The organism is Mucilaginibacter terrae (assembly GCF_042679325.1).
GTDB lineage: Bacteria > Bacteroidota > Bacteroidia > Sphingobacteriales > Sphingobacteriaceae > Mucilaginibacter > Mucilaginibacter terrae.
In genome coordinates, this window is sequence record NZ_JBHTMJ010000006.1 from 116,067 (window position 1) to 133,483 (window position 17,417).

Annotated in this window: 14 protein-coding genes; 11 read left to right on the top strand and 3 right to left on the bottom strand. The window is 42.3% G+C overall.

Translation table 11 applies throughout. The annotated features are described in order from the left end of the window. The first annotated feature begins 19 nt into the window (after window positions 1-19). Complete coding sequence (locus ACFQ3S_RS06750) at window positions 20-691, top strand: hypothetical protein (RefSeq protein WP_377162598.1); 672 nt, start codon at window positions 20-22, stop codon at window positions 689-691. Window positions 692-918: 227 nt separating this feature from the next. Here ACFQ3S_RS06750 and ACFQ3S_RS06755 read toward each other — a convergent pair whose 3' ends face one another. After that, a complete protein-coding gene (locus ACFQ3S_RS06755; protein ID WP_377162600.1) occupies window positions 919-2,178 on the bottom strand; it encodes an MFS transporter in 1,260 nt (419 codons plus the stop codon). 277 nt (window positions 2,179-2,455) lie between these two features. Between ACFQ3S_RS06755 and rpsA the strand changes: the two genes are divergently transcribed. The 6 genes from rpsA to ACFQ3S_RS06785 all read left to right on the top strand — a co-directional run bounded on the left by rpsA (window position 2,456) and on the right by ACFQ3S_RS06785 (window position 7,573). Further along, entirely contained in the window at window positions 2,456-4,402 is a 1,947-nt protein-coding gene (rpsA, locus tag ACFQ3S_RS06760) for a 30S ribosomal protein S1 (RefSeq protein ID WP_377162602.1), read from the top strand. 168 nt (window positions 4,403-4,570) lie between these two features. Continuing rightward, window positions 4,571-5,146 carry a cupin domain-containing protein gene (locus ACFQ3S_RS06765; RefSeq protein WP_377162604.1) on the top strand — a complete coding sequence of 192 codons (576 nt, stop codon included), beginning with the start codon at window positions 4,571-4,573 and terminating at the stop codon, window positions 5,144-5,146. A 159-nt stretch (window positions 5,147-5,305) separates the two neighbouring features. Further along, complete coding sequence (pyrR, locus tag ACFQ3S_RS06770; protein WP_377162606.1) at window positions 5,306-5,848, top strand: bifunctional pyr operon transcriptional regulator/uracil phosphoribosyltransferase PyrR; 543 nt, start codon at window positions 5,306-5,308, stop codon at window positions 5,846-5,848. 230 nt (window positions 5,849-6,078) lie between these two features. After that, a complete protein-coding gene (locus ACFQ3S_RS06775) occupies window positions 6,079-6,303 on the top strand; it encodes a four helix bundle protein (RefSeq protein ID WP_377162608.1) in 225 nt (74 codons plus the stop codon). A 58-nt stretch (window positions 6,304-6,361) separates the two neighbouring features. After that, the gene (locus ACFQ3S_RS06780; RefSeq protein WP_377162610.1) at window positions 6,362-7,282 is read left to right on the top strand and encodes an aspartate carbamoyltransferase catalytic subunit; all 921 of its coding nucleotides are present in this window, start codon (window positions 6,362-6,364) and stop codon (window positions 7,280-7,282) included. Window positions 7,283-7,291: 9 nt separating this feature from the next. Then, window positions 7,292-7,573, top strand: a complete 282-nt coding sequence (locus ACFQ3S_RS06785; protein WP_377162612.1) for a hypothetical protein — start codon at window positions 7,292-7,294, stop codon at window positions 7,571-7,573. Between the two features lie 105 nt (window positions 7,574-7,678). Here ACFQ3S_RS06785 and ACFQ3S_RS06790 read toward each other — a convergent pair whose 3' ends face one another. Next, the gene (locus ACFQ3S_RS06790; RefSeq protein ID WP_377162614.1) at window positions 7,679-9,319 is read right to left on the bottom strand and encodes a M28 family peptidase; all 1,641 of its coding nucleotides are present in this window, start codon (window positions 9,317-9,319) and stop codon (window positions 7,679-7,681) included. A gap of 145 nt (window positions 9,320-9,464) precedes the next feature. Here ACFQ3S_RS06790 and ACFQ3S_RS06795 point away from each other — a divergent pair, with 145 nt between their 5' ends. The 4 genes from ACFQ3S_RS06795 (at window position 9,465) to ACFQ3S_RS06810 (ending at window position 16,072) form a co-directional block, all read left to right on the top strand. After that, window positions 9,465-9,917 carry a MarR family winged helix-turn-helix transcriptional regulator gene (locus tag ACFQ3S_RS06795; protein ID WP_377162616.1) on the top strand — a complete coding sequence of 151 codons (453 nt, stop codon included), beginning with the start codon at window positions 9,465-9,467 and terminating at the stop codon, window positions 9,915-9,917. A gap of 80 nt (window positions 9,918-9,997) precedes the next feature. Next, window positions 9,998-11,347, top strand: a complete 1,350-nt coding sequence (locus ACFQ3S_RS06800) for a TolC family protein (protein WP_377162618.1) — start codon at window positions 9,998-10,000, stop codon at window positions 11,345-11,347. Between the two features lie 30 nt (window positions 11,348-11,377). Next, window positions 11,378-12,469: an efflux RND transporter periplasmic adaptor subunit gene (locus ACFQ3S_RS06805; RefSeq protein WP_377162620.1), complete on the top strand. Its 1,092-nt coding sequence runs from the start codon at window positions 11,378-11,380 to the stop codon at window positions 12,467-12,469. Window positions 12,470-12,628: 159 nt separating this feature from the next. Then, window positions 12,629-16,072, top strand: coding sequence for an efflux RND transporter permease subunit (locus ACFQ3S_RS06810; protein ID WP_377162622.1), 3,444 nt, complete (start codon window positions 12,629-12,631; stop codon window positions 16,070-16,072). Between the two features lie 182 nt (window positions 16,073-16,254). On the opposite strand, the gene ACFQ3S_RS06815 is transcribed toward ACFQ3S_RS06810, so the two are convergent. After that, window positions 16,255-17,316, bottom strand: coding sequence for an oxygenase MpaB family protein (locus ACFQ3S_RS06815; protein ID WP_377162624.1), 1,062 nt, complete (start codon window positions 17,314-17,316; stop codon window positions 16,255-16,257). Between the last annotated feature and the right edge of the window lie 101 nt (window positions 17,317-17,417).

Genomic DNA, 17,417 nt, shown 5'->3' on the forward strand with positions numbered 1-17,417 from the left:
TATTTTGCAGTGCATCATTATGAATTTTTTGTCGCATTACTACTTTGACCGTTACACGCCTAACTGCTACCACGTGCTGGGTACTGTTATGCCCGATCTGCTGAAGAATGCCGATAAGAGCATTATTTTACATCCGCAACAGCAGCACTACCCCAGCGGTTCTTTACACCAACTATATAACGGCTGGCAAAAGCATTTACTGGTAGACCGTCATTTCCACAACTCTGAATTTTTCAAGACCCATTCGCATCAACTCAAGCTGCAGTTAAGGCCAGCTATAGAAGGTTCGCCGGTGAAGCCTTTTTTTTTAGGCCACATTGCTATTGAATTGATACTGGATAATTTGCTACTGACCACCAACCAGGTTAATGCGGATGATTTCTACGCACATTTAAGTTCTTGCGATGATACCGTAATCAGCATGTTTCTGACTATTAGCGATATGAAAGACCCTTCCCTTTTTACCCGATATTTTGAGAACTTTAAACGCAATAAATACCTGCATAGCTATGCGCAAACGGAGCAGGTAGCCTACGCCCTCAAACGCATTTGCATGCGCATTTGGCCCAACCCTTTTACGCCCGAACAAGAAGCTGCCATGAACGAGGTCATAGTTAGTTATCGCCAAAGTATAGAAACCAGCTTTATGGAGATATTTGGGGAGATCAGTCCGTTAGTTGTTAGTTGTTAGTTGTTAGTTGTTAGTTGTTAGTTGTTAGTTGGAATGTTCAATGCAGAGTTTTGTTTGGAATTTTTCCAATCCCTCCTTAGGGAGGGGTGCGGCTGGCTTGCGCGGTGGCAGGGAGGGGTTACGCTACATATCGCTTCAACAAACCCCTCCCTACCCTCCCCTGGGAGGAATTAAAGCACCACTATTCTTTTCTTACCGACTAACGAACTCTCCCGACTTCAAAACTCTTAACTCGCCACATCAACTACCAGCGGTTGCTCTCTTTGAATCTTCCTGGCAGCCGAACGTTTAAACAAAATTCCAAATACAATGGCCGTTGCAATACCCGCCAGGCCTTGTATAAACAGTATAACCCGTGGGCCGGCATAATGCCCGCTCAATCCTACTATAAAACTACCCAAAGGCTGCATGCCTAAAAACGCCATCACATAATAACTGATCACCCGGCCACGCATTTCGTCGCTTACGGTGGTTTGTACAAAGGTGTTAGTACCTGCAATTTGCATCATGGCTCCGGCTCCGGCCGGGGCTATAAAGCATAGCGCCAGCCATAAGCTGTTACACCAGGCAAAAATGGCCAGCCCGGCGCTGAACATGGTGCAGGCTATAATAACTATGCGTTTTATGTTGCCCGTATTTTTCAAACTGGCCATATAAATGGCACCCATTAACGAACCCAAGCCCGATACACTGTTCAGCAAACTATAAGTACCCGCATTGCCATGAAAAACATCTTTGGCAAAAACAGGCATCAGCGTGCTGTAAGGCATCACAAAAAAACTGGTACAGGCCATTAGTAAAATCACCAGTTTAATATCTTCGGCCTGTTGCAGGTAAGCATAGCCCTGCTTTAAACCTGTCCATACGCTTTCGGTTGTTTTCTTGACCTCCATGGCTGGCAGCTTCATCAATAAAAGAGATGCCAATACCGCTATAAAGCTCAATGCGTTTAGTAAAAAACATATCCCGGTACCAACCGTAGTCAGCAAGATACCTGCAACAGCCGGGCCCAGCATGCGGGCCAAATTAACCATGGATGAATTGAGCGCGATGGCATTTTGCAGATCGCTTTTATCATCAATTAACCTGATCATGAGCGATTGCCGGGATGGCGTATCGAACGCGTTAATGATACCCAGCATAATACTCAGCCCAATTATAGCCGGCATACTATATATATGTAATAATACCAGCGCGGCCATTATACTGGCCTGTACCATAGCCGCTATTTGCGTGGTGAGCAGTATCCGGTATTTATTATGCCTGTCGGATATGGTTCCGCCGTAAGGCGATAAAATGAGCGTAGGGATTTGTCCGGCGAAATTAACCACGCCCAGCATAATAGCCGAATGTGTTGTAGTATAAACCAGCCAGTTTATGGCAATACGCTCCATCCAGGTGCCAATCAATGAAACGGACTGTCCAATAAAATAAAGCCGGTAATTGGGGTAACGAAGCGAACGAAAAGTAGTAGTTAAAGCAAGCATTTTTGAATATGCAGATGTGCGAATGAAATAAGTATATTATACAAACCGCTAGCAAGGCAGTTTTATTTTACTGTAAATAATCGATGTCTGGGTAAATTTTATCGTGTTAGTGTTCATTTATGCTCAGCATTTGCACATCTGCATACCTACACATCTGCACATTTATCAACATCTGCTTCAAAATCAGCCTATAACATTACATTTTATTTTTATTTAAGAAATATTTATCCCTACCTTTGCAGTCCCAATTAATTGGGAAAAGGAGACAAATTATTTAATGGCAAAAAAACAAGAAGCAGAAAAAGAATTACAGTCAAAAGAGGCTGAACTGGGTACAGTTCCAGCTTTTGCAGAAAAAGAAAGCATTGAGTCAGAAGCTGATTCAATTTCTATTGATGAGATCAAATCTAAGATCTTAGCTCAACCAACCGATTTCGATTGGGATGCTGATGAGAAAAAATTTGGTAACTACAGCGATTCGGACCGCGAAAAATTAGAGCAAATGTACGATGGTACGTTCAGTTCAATTAACCAGGGCGAGATTATTACCGGTACTGTAGTAAACATCAACAACAAAGACGTGGTATTAAACATCGGTTTTAAATCTGATGGTATGGTATCATTATCTGAATTCCGTGATACACCAGATCTGAAAATCGGTGACACTGTTGACGTGTTTGTAGAATCACAGGAAGATGCTAACGGTCAGTTGGTACTTTCGCGCAAACGCGCTAAAACACAAAAATCATGGGAGCGCATTAACGATGCATTGACTAACGATGAAATCATCACCGGTTTTGTGAAGAGCAGAACTAAAGGTGGTTTAATTGTAGATATAATGGGCGTAGAAGCCTTCTTACCTGGTTCACAGATCGATATCAAGCCAATTCGCGATTACGATGTGTACGTAGGTAAAACTATGGAGTTTAAAGTTGTTAAAATCAACCATGAGTTTAAAAACGTAGTGGTATCGCACAAAGTGCTGATTGAAGACGATTTAGAAAACCAAAAAATTGAAATTGTTGCACGCCTTGAAAAAGGTCAGGTATTGGAAGGTACCGTTAAAAACATTACCGATTTCGGTGTATTCATCGATTTGGGTGGCGTTGACGGCTTACTGCACATTACCGATATATCTTGGGGTCGTATCGAGCATCCACGTGAAGTATTGGCATTGGATCAAAAGATCAACGTTGTTGTTCTGGACTTTGATGACGAGAAAAAACGTATTGCTTTAGGCTTAAAACAATTAACTCCTCACCCTTGGCAAAGCCTGGATGAAAACATCCAGATTGGCTCACAGGTGAAAGGTAAAATTGTTACCGTTGCTGATTACGGCGCATTCCTTGAAATCACCCCTGGTGTTGAAGGTTTGATCCACGTATCAGAAATGTCGTGGTCACAAAACCTGCGTAACCCTCAGGAATTCCTGAAAGTTGGCGACGAAGTTGAAGCTCAGGTTTTAACTTTAGACCGCGAAGAACGCAAAATGAGCTTAGGTATTAAGCAATTAACTCCTGATCCATGGCAAAATGCTGGCGAACGCTACGCTGTAGGTACTCAGCACGTTGCTACCGTTAAAAACATGACCAACTTTGGTGTGTTTGTTGAACTGGAAGATGGTATTGATGGTTTAATTCACATCTCTGACCTTTCATGGTCTAAAAAAGTTAATCACCCTAACGAGTTTACCAAGGTAGGCGAGAAACTGAATGTGGTTGTTTTAGAACTGGATGTTGATAACCGCAAACTGAGCTTAGGTCACAAACAACTGGAAGAAAACCCTTGGGATACTTTTGAAACTATTTTCACTGTAGATTCTGTTCATGAAGGTACCGTGTTAAAAGTAACTGATAAAGGTGCTGTTGTAGCATTACCTTACGGTGTTGAAGGCTTTGCGCCAACCAAACACCTGGTTACAGAAGACGGTAAAACTTTAAAAGCTGAAGAAACTGCCGACTTTAAGATCATTGAGTTTGGTAAAGACAACAAACGTATCGTTATCTCTCACTCTCGTATTTGGGAAGACCTGCGTTCGGAAGCAAGAGTTCAGGACTTTGAAAACCGCAAAAAAGAAGCTAAGGCTTCTAACAACGCGGTGAAGAAAGTTAAAGAATCAGTTGAGAAATCAACCCTTGGAGATTTGAGCGTACTTGCCCAATTAAAGGAGCAAATGGAAGGTGCAGAAAACAAAGCACGCACTAATAACGATGATTCGAAATAATCATTAAACAATACTCTTTTTAAAGCCTTGTGTATCAATACACAAGGCTTTTTTGTGAGTTTTTTATCAGAATCACTGTATCATTGTATTGCTAAATTACGTATTGTAAAGAAACAATTAAAGCGTATAACCGTAATAGTGTTATACCGATTATATCTAATATAAACTATGTTATCAAGGGAAGAACAACTTTTTAATCCTCTGACCAAAAAATCATTTACTTTTTTGCGCAGTACTAAAGATACCGATGGAGAATATGTGCGAATTAAATGTATAGCCGACATTGAGAGTAGCCGTAAAAACGGCTTCGTTCACATCCATCCTGCACAAACAGAAATTATTACCGTAACATCGGGCAGTATGATGACCATTGTTAATGGTAAGAAAATACGTTATAATGCCGGTGAAATGCTGGTAATTAAGCCAGGGGATGCCCACCAATGGTGGAATGCCAGCAGCAGAGAACAATTACATTTAATTACAGAAGTACGCCCTGCATTACAAACTGAGCAGCTTTATAAAGCCGCTTGCGCACTGGCCCAGGCACGGCATGCAGAGGCGCACGACGCACCCGATCTCTTACATTTAGCCGTTATGCTCGATCATTACGCCGACCATTATGTAATTGCCGGACGCTGGACCTTGGTCAAAAAAGCAGGCTTTAAAATATTAGCCGCTATAGGCCGCCTTAAAGGTTATACCCCCGACTGGAATTACAAACTGCTCCCCGAATCGGCGAGGTAAAAATAGTTGATGCGTGGCTTTCGTCACGCATTTTTTATTGAATAGTGTTTTATAATTGCGCGCAAAACAAGGGGTGAATAATTTGTCCGCTCAACTTTGGCAACTGTGTTGAGCAGTTTCCTGAAAGTTTTTATACCTTTGCCCAAACCTACTGAAACGATGCAAAACCTGACGTTGCTTGATGGTAAAAAATTCCAGATCACCATACAGCGCCTTTGTCGGCAGTTAATTGAAAATCATAACGATTTTTCGGAAGCCATATTAATAGGCATACAACCAAGGGGTATTTACCTGGCCCGCCGTGTGGCCGACGAACTACACAAAATTTTAGGCAAACCTGTATTACAGGGCGATTTGGATATTACCTTTTACCGCGATGATTTTCGCCGCCGTGAGGGCCCGCTGGTGCCAAACCAAACCCGTATAGACTTTATAATTGAAGGTAAAAATATCATTTTAATGGATGACGTACTGTGGACAGGCCGCACCATACGCGCCGCTATGGATGCCATGCTGGCTTTCGGTCGCCCGGCTAAGGTAGAACTGCTTACCCTGGTAGACCGTCGCTATTCGCGCCACATACCGGTTACCGCTAACTATACCGGCATCGAGGTAGATTCCATCGCTTCTCAAAAGGTTGTAGTAAGCTGGAAAGAAACCGATGGGGAAGATAAGATAGTTTTGCTATCTGAGATTAAGTAAAGAAATTTCGAATGTTAAATATTGACCAAATGACATTAATATCGAATAACGAATTTTCAATATTGAATTTAGAACTTAAGAATCATTAATTGTGAAATACGATTTAGAAGAACGGTTAATTGATTTTGCTGTATCTATTTCAAAGATAATAGAGTACTTGCCTGCAAGCCGTATTGGAAATTACTTAGCAGGCCAACTTGTACGCTCAGGCTGTTCTCCCGCATTAAATTATGGGCGAAGCTCAAACGGCAGAATCCAGAGCCGACTTTATACATAAAATGAAGATAATACTTAAAGAACTGAGAGAGTCACTTGTGTCATTAAAGTTGATTGAGAGACGAGAGCTATATGATCTAACAGTTATTACACAAGCCAAAGATGAATGTAACCAGCTTATTTCCATTTTTGTCAAGAGCATTGAAACAGCAAAAAAGAACAGTTTAAAACCATCATGATTTTTTTCTTTTCAATTCATTATTCAAAATTTAGCATTCATTATTCGATATTTATTCAATGGGCCTCAGCACACGACATTTATTAGGAATAAAAGACTTAAATCCACAAGATATTCAGTTGATTTTTGAAACGGCCGATACTTTCAAAGCCGTAATTAACCGCCCTATTAAAAAGGTTCCCTCCCTGCGCGATGTAACCATTGCCAATATTTTTTTTGAAAATTCTACTCGCACCCGCCTGTCTTTTGAACTGGCCGAACGCCGCCTATCGGCCGATACCCTGAACTTTGCTGCCTCATCTTCATCGGTTAGTAAAGGTGAAACCCTGATTGATACCGTAAATAACATTTTGGCCATGAAAGTGGATATGGTGGTGATGCGCCACCCTTATGCCGGTGCCGGAGTATTCTTATCCAAACACGTAAAGGCACAAATAGTAAACGCCGGTGATGGCGCGCACGAGCATCCTACGCAGGCTTTGCTTGATGCCTTTTCTATCCGGGAAAAATTAGGTGATGTAGCCGGTAAAAAAGTGGTAATTGTGGGCGATGTATTGCACTCGCGCGTAGCACTTTCTAACATACTATGCTTAAAACAATTGGGGGCCGAAGTAATGGTATGCGGTCCAACTACGTTGATACCTAAATACATCACCTCTTTGGGTGTTAAGGTTGAACACAACCTGGTTAAAGCCTTAAACTGGTGCGATGTAGCCAATATGCTACGCATTCAGTTAGAGCGCCAGGACATTAAATACTTTCCATCGTTACGGGAGTACACCATGATGTTTGGCCTCAATAAACAAATATTAGATAACCTGGATAAAGAGATCATCATTATGCATCCGGGCCCTATTAACCGAGGTGTGGAAATTACCAGCGACGTAGCCGATAGCAAGCAATCTATTATATTAGACCAGGTGGAGAACGGGGTAGCCGTACGTATGGCCGTATTGTATTTGCTGGCCGGACAAAATTAAACCCTACTTATGGAATTCAGACTACACCACGACTATATACTTAAAATAGAACCCGAAAAAGAGAAGCCCAGTAAGGTAAGGCTCATTGTAAAGCAATTGGGTAAAGAGCTGGTGTGCCGTAAGGAAGGTATTGCTGCGTTGCTGGATTTTTTGTACGGCGGCGATGGTCGTTTGTTTAAAGGCCGCTTACAAATCAGCAAAACCAAAACTTCGGTGAGCCTTTATATTAATGGTGATATTATAGGCTCTATTGAAGCAAAGGCTTTCCAGGACGGGCTGAATAAACTGTAATTGAGCGAATATCGGGCTATTTAGTTCAGCAACTTAGCTTCATACTAACAACAAGCTTAAAATAAGAAGGCGACCATCTTGGCCGCCTTCTTGTTTTAATAGCAATTACTTCACCTCAAAAATATCGCCCTTATTCCATTCGGGTTTTGCAGTATTGTTAGCTACCAGGTAACCTATTAAAAAATTAAGGCGGGCGTACTTGGCACCGGCATCAAAATCAAACATGCCGTTAATATCATCCTGTGGTTTGTGGTAGTATTTTGCACGCCATTTACCTACCAGTTCGTTGAGGTTGTTCTTGCCATCGGGGGTACGGCTACCGTATTTAATGTGCAAGGCTGGTATGCCCTGCTTTACAAAGCTATACTGATCGCTTCTTACAAAACGATTTTCTTTAGGTTCAGGGTCGGGTTCAACGATCAAGTCAAGGTAGGCGGCGGCTTCATCCACCACTTTAGCCAGTGAGGAATGCTCGGCACCTAAAGCCGTAACCGATAGCAATGGCGCTATAATAGTGGGCATATCGGTATTTACATCGGCCACTATGCTTTTAACCGGCACGGGTGGGTGTACCGCAAAATACCCCGAACCCAGTTCGCCCAGTTCTTCGCCGGTAACGGCTGCAAACAATATGGAGCGTTTAGGTTTCACCTTCACCTGCGAATAGATATTGGCAATTTGCAACAAACTCGAAACACCCGATGCATTGTCATGCGCACCATTGTAAAGCGAATCGCCTTCAACCGGCCTACCGATGCCCAAATGATCCAAGTGGGCACTGTGTACTACGTACTCGTTCTTCAACAAGGCATCACTGCCGGTAACTTTGCCCACTACATTAAAACTGTTTACATCTTGGTGGGTACTTTGGTAATTACTCTTAATGGTACATTCCAGGTCTTTTGATTGTGGCGTACCTGTTTTTAAGCTGGCCAAAACTTTAGCCAGATCCATTTCGGCATCGGCCAGTAACTGTGTAGTTTTAGCATAGTTTAAAGTAGCCACCATTTTAATTTGGGTACTAAAGAAACTGCCCGATACCGCTACCTTGCCTTTATCGTCAATAACACTATAAAGTGGCCGGTTTAAGTTCGATATAAACCTGCGGGAAGAATCTATGGTAGCAAAAACAACGGCTACGGCACCATGAGCGGCCGCGTTTTTCTGGATGGTAACCTGGTCCATGCTATGGGAGGCTTCCGATGATGGAAAACCTGTTGGTGCCCCGCGAATAATCATTACCGCTTTGCCTTTTACATCCAAACCTGCATAATCATCATATTTTTGACCGGCGTTGGTAATGCCATAACCTGCAAATACAAGCGGCGCGTTTACACTGCCCATTGTTTCGGCCGGACTGGGCGATATGGTTACCTCGGTACCGTAAGCTAAGATATTGCCTCCACCACCGTTCACTAAACTCACTTGCGCGTTTGGCGAAATAAATGCTTTACGCAGCTTAACCTGCTGCAACCAACTCCCCTTTTCGCCGGCAGGTTGTACACCATAACCTTTCAGCTGACTAATTACATAATCGGCCGCTTGTTTAAAACCTTCGGTGCCGGGCATTCTACCTTGAAGCTTATCATCTGCAAGGTAAGTAATATCGGTTTTCAACTGGGTAGCACTGGCCTGTTGCATTGCCATTGCTATAGAACTATCTATAATTGCTTTTTGTGCATGCAATTGCCCGGTTAGCAGCAAAACAGCCAAAACAAACGTTAACAAGTATTTATTACTGATCATAAAATAATTTGTGTGGTTAAAAATAACGTTTTTTAACTTTAATACAATATTCACAATTGTTGAATGATGATGGCAAATAAAATGTATAAATAATGGTTGACACATCAACCATTATTTATACATTTGCGTTGTGGAAAAATGCGATTTGAAAAGAGATTTATTGTTGTTCAAGATTTTTAATATTCATAAGATTATCTGTAACAAATCAAACAAATCATTCTCTAATGAAGGGCTGAATATACAGGTTGAACAAATTCCGGTGGTTATGGTAATTTTTTATAACGGCCCAAAATCGCAACAAGAAATTGCACACGAACTGCTACGCGATAAATCATCTGTGCTACGTACGGTTGGCTCATTAGTTACTGCGGGTTACCTGGTTGTTGAGCCCGATACTTTTGATAAAAGGAAAAAGTGTGTGAACCTTACCCCCAAAGGTTTGCATCTATGTAAAAGGCTTGCAGAAGAAATTGGTATGGTCGATAATATCATGTTCTCCAATTTGTCGGTAGCCGAAAAGCTAATTCTTACCGAATTATTAGATAAATGTACCGATCATATAAATAATTTGTCTGAAAATAATTTTACTAATAGTTGATACATCAACATTAAATACAACATAATTAAATTAATAATAATTACCTTTAACAATATCAGCATCATCACAATTGCATGAAAATGAATAAATTATATTTAACAGCTGTTTTACTTAGCCTTTTTGCCGGCAAAAGTATAGCCCAGGTTGTTCCGCCCGCCGGGCAAACCTACAACTTTACCCTGCAGGATTGTATCAATTATGCTTACGAGCATCAAGACACGGTTATTAATGCCAAGCTGGATATTAAAAGTGCCGACTACCGGGTTAAGGAAATTATTGGTGGCGGTTTGCCACAAATTACAGGTGGTGCTACCTTTCAGGATTATTTGAAGGTTCCAACATCGTTATTACCGGGCGAATTTTTTAATGCTCCAGGCACCTTTGTACCGGTTAAGTTTGGTGTAAAATACCAATCAAACTTAACGTTGGATGTTGATCAGATTATTTTTGACGGGAGCTACATCGTAGGTTTAAAGGCACGCAACACTTTTAAAGAGCTTTCTCAACGTAATTACACCCGCAGTAAAATTGAAGCCAACGTTAACGTAACTAAGGCCTATTACCAGGTACTGGTGAGCAACGAACAGATCAAATTGCTGGATGCCAACTTAGCACAGCTTAAACAACAGCTCGATCAAACTACGGCTCAAAACAAGCAAGGCTTTGTAGAGAAAATTGATGTAGACCGTTTGAATTATCAATATAACGATCTGCAAACCCGCCGCGAAAACGTGGTGCGTTTACTGGTATTGAACTACCAGCTTTTAAAATTTCAGATGGGTATGCCCATTGCTGAAAACTTAACTTTAAGAGATAAATTAATAGACGTTAAACTGGAAGAAAACACCGCTGATTTAAATACCGATACCACGTTTTACAAAAACCGTGTTGAATACGGCTTATTTGAAACCCAGGTAAGGCTAAACGATTTTGACGTTAAACGCAGTAAGGCAGCATTTTTACCTTCACTTAACGCATTTGGTAATTTCACCTCCTCTTACCAAAATAATGGTTTTGCTAATTTATACAGCATGAACTTTCCTGCGAGCTACATAGGTTTACGTTTAAACGTCCCCATTTTTAATGGCTGGCAACGTACCAACCAGCTAAGGCAAGTTCAAATTACAGCACAAAAATCTAAAAATGATTTATACCGTTTAAAAGATGCCCTGAACCTACAAGCCAACCGTGCCCGCATTACCTTTTTTAACGGCCTGCAAACTTTAAATAGCCAGCGCCGTAACCAGGATTTGGCCAAAGAAGTACTGCGGGTTACCAAAATTAAGTATCAGCAGGGCGTAGGCTCCAGCATTGAGGTTACCCAGGCACAAACCGCGCTCGAAGATGCCGACAATAAATATATCCAGGGCTTATATGACGCCTTGGTTAGTAAAGTTGACCTCGAAAAAGCATACGGACGCATTCAATAAAAATCTAAACCTATTATAGAAACAACCAACATGAAAAAACTGATATACATCCCCGTCCTGTTACTGCTGGCAGCTTGCAGCAACAAGCCAAAAGATAAGAACGCCGAACTGGCCGACCTTAAAAAACAACAGGCCGAAATCAACTCAAAAATTACCGCGCTGGAAGCACAGGTAGGCAGCAAAGAAACCAAGGTAACCGAAGTAAGCGTAATTACTTTACAACCGGGTAGCTTTGTGAACTATGTACAAATTCAAGGTAAGGTTGATGCCGAAGATAACGTAGTGGCCTATCCGCAGGTTCCGGGTACTATTATAGCCATTAACGCCAAGGTTGGTCAGCGGGTTAGCCGCGGCCAGGTATTAGCACAGTTAGATAACAGCGTAGCCAGACAGAACATTGCCCAGGCCGAATCGCAGGTTTCACTGAACCGTACGCTATTCCAACGCCAAAAAGCGTTGTGGGATCAAAAAATTGGTACAGAAGTTCAGTATTTGCAGGCGCAAACCACTTTGCAAAGCAGCGAAAAACAGCTGTCTTCGTTACGCCAGCAAGCTAATCAATCGCGCATTGTATCGCCAATTAGTGGCACTATCGATCAAATGGACCTGAAGCTTGGCCAGGTTGCCCAGCCGGGTACCACAGGTATCCGCATTGTAAATGCCGATAAGCTGAAAGTTAAAGCCGATGTACCGGAATCATACGTAAGCAGTGTAAATACCGGCAACGTAGTAAAAATTGTAGTGCCCGATGCACAGGACTCGGTTACCACTAAGGTGACATTCGCCGCTAAAGCCATTGATCCGGTTTCGCGCAGCTTCGCAGTAGAGGTTAAATTACCTGTAACTAAATCTATCCGCCCTAACATGACCGCTATTTTAAAGATAGCCGACTACTCCAAATCGGCGGCTATTGTGGTGCCGGTAAAAGCTATTCAACGTTCGGAAGACGGTGATTACGTTTTTGTGAACGATGGCGGCACTGCCAAAAAGGTAACTGTTAAGGCCGGAAAAACTTACGGTGGTCAAACCGAAATAACATCGGGCCTTAAAGCGGGCGACCAGCTGGTTACCGAAGGCGTTAGCGATATTGAAGACGGTGACAAAATAAAGGTTGCTCAATAAGCCAATGTTTAAAAAGCTAATTGTCATCTCGAACGAGAGTAAGAGATCTTGTTACTACCTGCTATAATTAACAAGATTTCTCGTTAACACTCGAAATGACAGTTTCTTAATGACAGCTTATAAAGTATATTAATTAACATTCCCTGATCTGTATTATATATGAAAGATCTCAAGAAAGAATTTGGCCCCTCAAGTTGGGCTATAGATAATAAAACGGCAATTTATGTGCTTATATTCCTGATCACCGTATTGGGTTTGATCAGCTACAATAACCTGCCGAAAGAAAATTTCCCCGATATTGCCGTACCCAAGATCTTTGTTACTACGCAGTTCATCGGCCAATCGCCTCAAAACGTGGAGAATCTGGTGACCAGGCAAATCGAAAAGAAGTTAAAATCGCTTAAAGGCCTAAAAAAGGTAACCTCTAACTCGGTACAAAACGTATCGATCATCACGGCCGAATTTAACGCCAACATTAAGGTTAAAGATGCCAAGATAGATGTGCAGGATGCTATTGATAAGGCTAAGGATGATCTGCCCCAAAACGATGATAACTTTAAAGAGCCAACAGTATCTGATATCAACGTAGCTGATCTGCCTATCCTTTACGTCAATCTTTCGGGCGATTATGACCTGAAAAAGCTAAAAGAATACGCCGACCTGTTAAAAGATGAAATAGAGGGGTATAAAGAGATCTCTAAGGTTGACGAGATCGGTGCCTTAACACCCGAAATCCAGGTGAATGTCGATCTGAACAAGATGACCGCTGCCCAGATCACCTTTGATGATATAACACGCGCCATTGGCTCCGAAAACATTTTGGCATCGGTGGGTACTATTAAAACCGACGGTGTTCGTCGCAGTATAGATATTAAGCAGGATTTCCAGAATGCCGACCAAGTTGCCGCTATGGTGATACGTAACCCTAAAGGCCAGGCGGTTTATTTAAGGGATATTGCCGAGGTTAAAGATTCATTTTTGGAGCAGGAAAGTTATGCCCGTTTAAAAACACCTGCTAACCCTAACTTTAAAAACGTTATTACCCTCAATGTAAGTAAACGTACGGGAGAAAATTTAATCGAGGCTTCGGATAAAATCAACGCGCTGATCGCCGAGAAAAAGTCGACCGTATTTCCTAAAGGCTTGAACATTACCGTAACCGGCGACCAGTCGGACAAAACCCGTACTACCCTGAATGACCTGATCAACACCATTATTATCGGTTTTATATTAGTAACCGTTATCCTGATGTTTTTTATGGGTACCACCAACGCCATATTTGTGGCTTTATCGGTGCCCTTGTCCTGCTTTATTGCGTTTTTGATACTTCCATGGATTGGGTTTACACTGAACATGATCGTACTGTTCTCGTTCCTGCTTGCCCTGGGTATTGTGGTGGATGATGCTATTGTAGTGATTGAGAATACCCACCGTATTTTTGATAACGGAAAAGTACCTATTAAGGAAGCCGCTAAAATGGCTGCCGGCGAGGTGTTCTTACCGGTATTTTCGGGCACCATGACCACCCTTGCTCCTTTTGTGCCTTTAGCTTTCTGGAACAGTATTATTGGTGAGTTCATGTTCTTTTTACCCATTACGCTCATTATAACCTTATTAGCGTCGTTGGTGGTAGCTTATATCATGAACCCGGTTTTCGCGGTTGATTTTATGAAGCCGCATCATGAGGGTGAACACGAACATCCTAAGTTTGACAAAAGCACCCGTAGCACAACACTTATTTTAGGAGCAATTGCTATACTACTTTATGTATTTGTTGCCTTAGGTAGTATAACACTATTGCTTCCTAATTTAGTAGTAATAATGCTTGTGTTGTACCTAATTAATCACTTCTTCCTGTTAAAAATCATAGACAGGTTCCAGAATAATGCATGGCCCAAATTCCAAAAATGGTATGCCAAATGGCTCGAGCGCGCGGTTAAACGCCCGCTTACCATTTTGGCAGGTACCTTTGTATTGTTTGTTATCGCTTTGGTTATTAATAGCATATTAGGTAAAACACCTGAGTTTTTCCCTTCGGGCGATCCAAATTTTGCATACGTGTATATTACCATGCCTATTGGTACCGACCAGGCCACTACTAACGAGGTGACCAAAAAGGTAGAGCAACGCGTTGCCCAGGTAGTTGAACCCGATAAAGAGGTGGTATCTTCTATTATATCGAACGTAACCAAGAGCGTTACCGATCCGCAGGATGAAGACCAGGGCGATTACCAGAATAAAGGTAAAGTAACGGTTGCTTTTGTAGAATTTGGTGAGCGTAACGGTGCCGATACCAAAGCCATTTTAGCTAAAATCCGTAAAGAGATTCAGGGCATTATTCCGGGTGTAAAGATAGCGGTAGCGCAGGAAAGCAGCGGTCCGCCGGTACAAAAAGATATTAGTATTGAACTGATTGGTGATAACCTGGACTCGCTGGTAAAAACAGGCGACCGTTTAAAAACTTACCTGGCTAAACAAAACATTGCTGGTATAGAAAACTTAACGCCCGATGTAGAGAGCGACAAACCGGTAATTGTATTCGATGTTGACCGTGAAAGAGCCAACCGCGAAGGCATTAGTTCAGGACAGATCACCCAAAACCTGGTTACCGCTATATTAGGCTTAAAAGCAGCCGATTTCAGAAACACGAAGGAAGACGATTACCAGATTAAAGTAAGGGCGCTACCCGAACAACGTGGTAATATTGATGAGCTCCGTAACTTGAAAATAACCTACCGCGATCTGGCCACAGGTGGTGCTATACGTCAGGTACCTATTTCGGCCTTTACCGATGTGCGTTATACCAACACGTACAGTAATATTAAACGCAAGCAACAGCGCAGGGTATTAACCTTAGGCTCTAACGTGATAAAACCGTTTAATGCCAACGAAGTTAACGCCAGTATTTTGCAAGCCATCAAAAGCTTTAAAAAGCCCGATAACATCATCATCCGTCAGGGTGGTGGTCAGGAAGACCAAATGGAAGCTATGAACTTTCTGTTAGGCGCCTTAGCTACGTCGTTTGGTTTGATCCTGGTTATCCTGATGATCCAGTTTAATTCGATAGGTAAAACGCTGATTATCATCAGCGAGATCTTCTTCAGTATCATCGGGGTGCTGCTGGGTATCAGTATCTTCGGAATGACGATGTCTATCGTTATGACAGGTATAGGTATCATAGCCCTTGCCGGTGTGGTAGTGCGAAACGGAATCCTACTGGTAGAGTTTACCGATATGCTGATAGAGCAAGGCGCAAACCCGCACGATGCGGTGGTTGAAGCCGGCCATACCCGTATGACGCCGGTATTGTTAACCGCAACCGCGGCCATCTTAGGCTTAATACCTTTAGCCGTTGGTTTCAATATCGATTTTGTGGGCTTGTTTACAAACTTTGATCCACACATTCACTTTGGTGGCGATAACGTGGCCTTTTGGGGACCGTTAGCCTGGACCATGATCTTCGGGTTAGGTTTCGCTACGGTAATTACGCTGATTTTGGTTCCGTGTATGTACCTCATCCGTATCAACCTTAAAAAACGGTTATTCAAAACCAAAGACGCAGACACAGAAGTAAAGCTTTTGGAAGCAGAAGCAACTCACTAAAATAGTGATCTTATTAATACCAAAGCCGCATTATGTTATAGTGCGGCTTTTTTGTTGTCGTCTGAACCGGAATTTTCTGAATTGGTCTGAACTGAAATTTAAAGAATTTATGGAATGGGCAGAATTTATAAAATAAGGTTAAAGCTTTCATCTGCACATCCTACATTTGCATATCCTCACATTTACAACTGCTGCTTTTTAAAACCGGCATACTGCTGCTGATAAGCCTGGCTTACCGAAGGCATATATTTAAACTCCTGTAAAGTGCCACTTAATTTCAGCAAGTTAATTACTACTTTAGGAGCTTCTCCGGCAGGCAGGTTCAACATATCGGCCACCTCATTACCTAATAAAAACCGCATGAGCTGTATAGTATCGGTATTACCAAAGGGTACCGGCAGTTTTAAGCTGGTAAAATAATTCATCAAAGCACGGGTAAGCGCTTGCCCCTCTTCGCTTGGGCGAAACTGGTGCTTACTTATCGCCTGTTCAAGTTCAATGGCCTGTTTACCGTCATCGGGTAATAAATTTCGCTCAATACCCGACAGGGAGCCAATTACATTCCATAAATGCATAAAAGCTTGTTGATCGGCATAAGTAACGGCCACATCCAGCTTACGCAAACCACGTATCACCACCAAACTAAACGACAAGTTGGTACCCGCCATATCCTCTTGATTTACGGGCTGTCCCCAAGCCATACTATCCCATTTACCACTTTGCAAAGTATAGTAACGCGCGGCAGCATGTATTAACCTTACCTTTAAAATACTGGCAAAGCCCTTTCCACCGGGCTCAAAAGCGTTAGGAGCCATTACCTCCCATACAAAGTCGCCGGTTTCCTGCAAACGTTTGGCCGTATCGTTACGCATGCGCTCACTAAGGTATAGCACCCGTACTCCATCGGCACCTGCATAAGTGTACGGCAGCGATAACAAGCCCAGCATATTCATAATGAGGCTGGCATGACGCGCAAAAAAAGCCGCACCTTGCTGCAATTGTTTACTGTTTGCCCACGCGGGGAGTTGCCTTGCATTGGCAAACAGTGGTTCATTACGGTATAAATCAGGCAGCTGCTCAAGTTGTGCATTACTGGTTAGCTTAGTCAGGTAGTCCCGCAAAACTAATTTCTTTACAACATCTGCAAAAGTTCGGTTTACCAAATCATTGGCCATGGCATCGGTTACCTGCCGCCTGGCTGTCAAAAATTGGGTATTATAAGGCACTATAGTTTCAGTATTCATAAGCTGCATCCGTTTGCCGGGTACTAATTATATAAAGCTAAAATAAACTCCTTAGTTTTCAGCACAACTTAACTATTTAAACACTTTTTTCGCTCATTACA

Excerpts from the sequence above, each read along its gene's own strand:
- ACFQ3S_RS06750 (WP_377162598.1), top strand. The coding sequence starts at position 20 with ATGAATTTTTTGTCGCATTACTACTTTGACCGTTACACGCCTAACTGC.
- ACFQ3S_RS06755 (WP_377162600.1), bottom strand. The coding sequence starts at position 2,178 with ATGCTTGCTTTAACTACTACTTTTCGTTCGCTTCGTTACCCCAATTAC.
- rpsA (WP_377162602.1), top strand. The coding sequence starts at position 2,456 with ATGGCAAAAAAACAAGAAGCAGAAAAAGAATTACAGTCAAAAGAGGCT.
- ACFQ3S_RS06765 (WP_377162604.1), top strand. The coding sequence starts at position 4,571 with ATGTTATCAAGGGAAGAACAACTTTTTAATCCTCTGACCAAAAAATCA.
- pyrR (WP_377162606.1), top strand. The coding sequence starts at position 5,306 with ATGCAAAACCTGACGTTGCTTGATGGTAAAAAATTCCAGATCACCATA.
- ACFQ3S_RS06775 (WP_377162608.1), top strand. The coding sequence starts at position 6,079 with ATGGGCGAAGCTCAAACGGCAGAATCCAGAGCCGACTTTATACATAAA.
- ACFQ3S_RS06780 (WP_377162610.1), top strand. The coding sequence starts at position 6,362 with ATGGGCCTCAGCACACGACATTTATTAGGAATAAAAGACTTAAATCCA.
- ACFQ3S_RS06785 (WP_377162612.1), top strand. The coding sequence starts at position 7,292 with ATGGAATTCAGACTACACCACGACTATATACTTAAAATAGAACCCGAA.
- ACFQ3S_RS06790 (WP_377162614.1), bottom strand. The coding sequence starts at position 9,319 with ATGATCAGTAATAAATACTTGTTAACGTTTGTTTTGGCTGTTTTGCTG.
- ACFQ3S_RS06800 (WP_377162618.1), top strand. The coding sequence starts at position 9,998 with ATGAATAAATTATATTTAACAGCTGTTTTACTTAGCCTTTTTGCCGGC.
- ACFQ3S_RS06805 (WP_377162620.1), top strand. The coding sequence starts at position 11,378 with ATGAAAAAACTGATATACATCCCCGTCCTGTTACTGCTGGCAGCTTGC.
- ACFQ3S_RS06810 (WP_377162622.1), top strand. The coding sequence starts at position 12,629 with ATGAAAGATCTCAAGAAAGAATTTGGCCCCTCAAGTTGGGCTATAGAT.
- ACFQ3S_RS06815 (WP_377162624.1), bottom strand. The coding sequence starts at position 17,316 with ATGAATACTGAAACTATAGTGCCTTATAATACCCAATTTTTGACAGCC.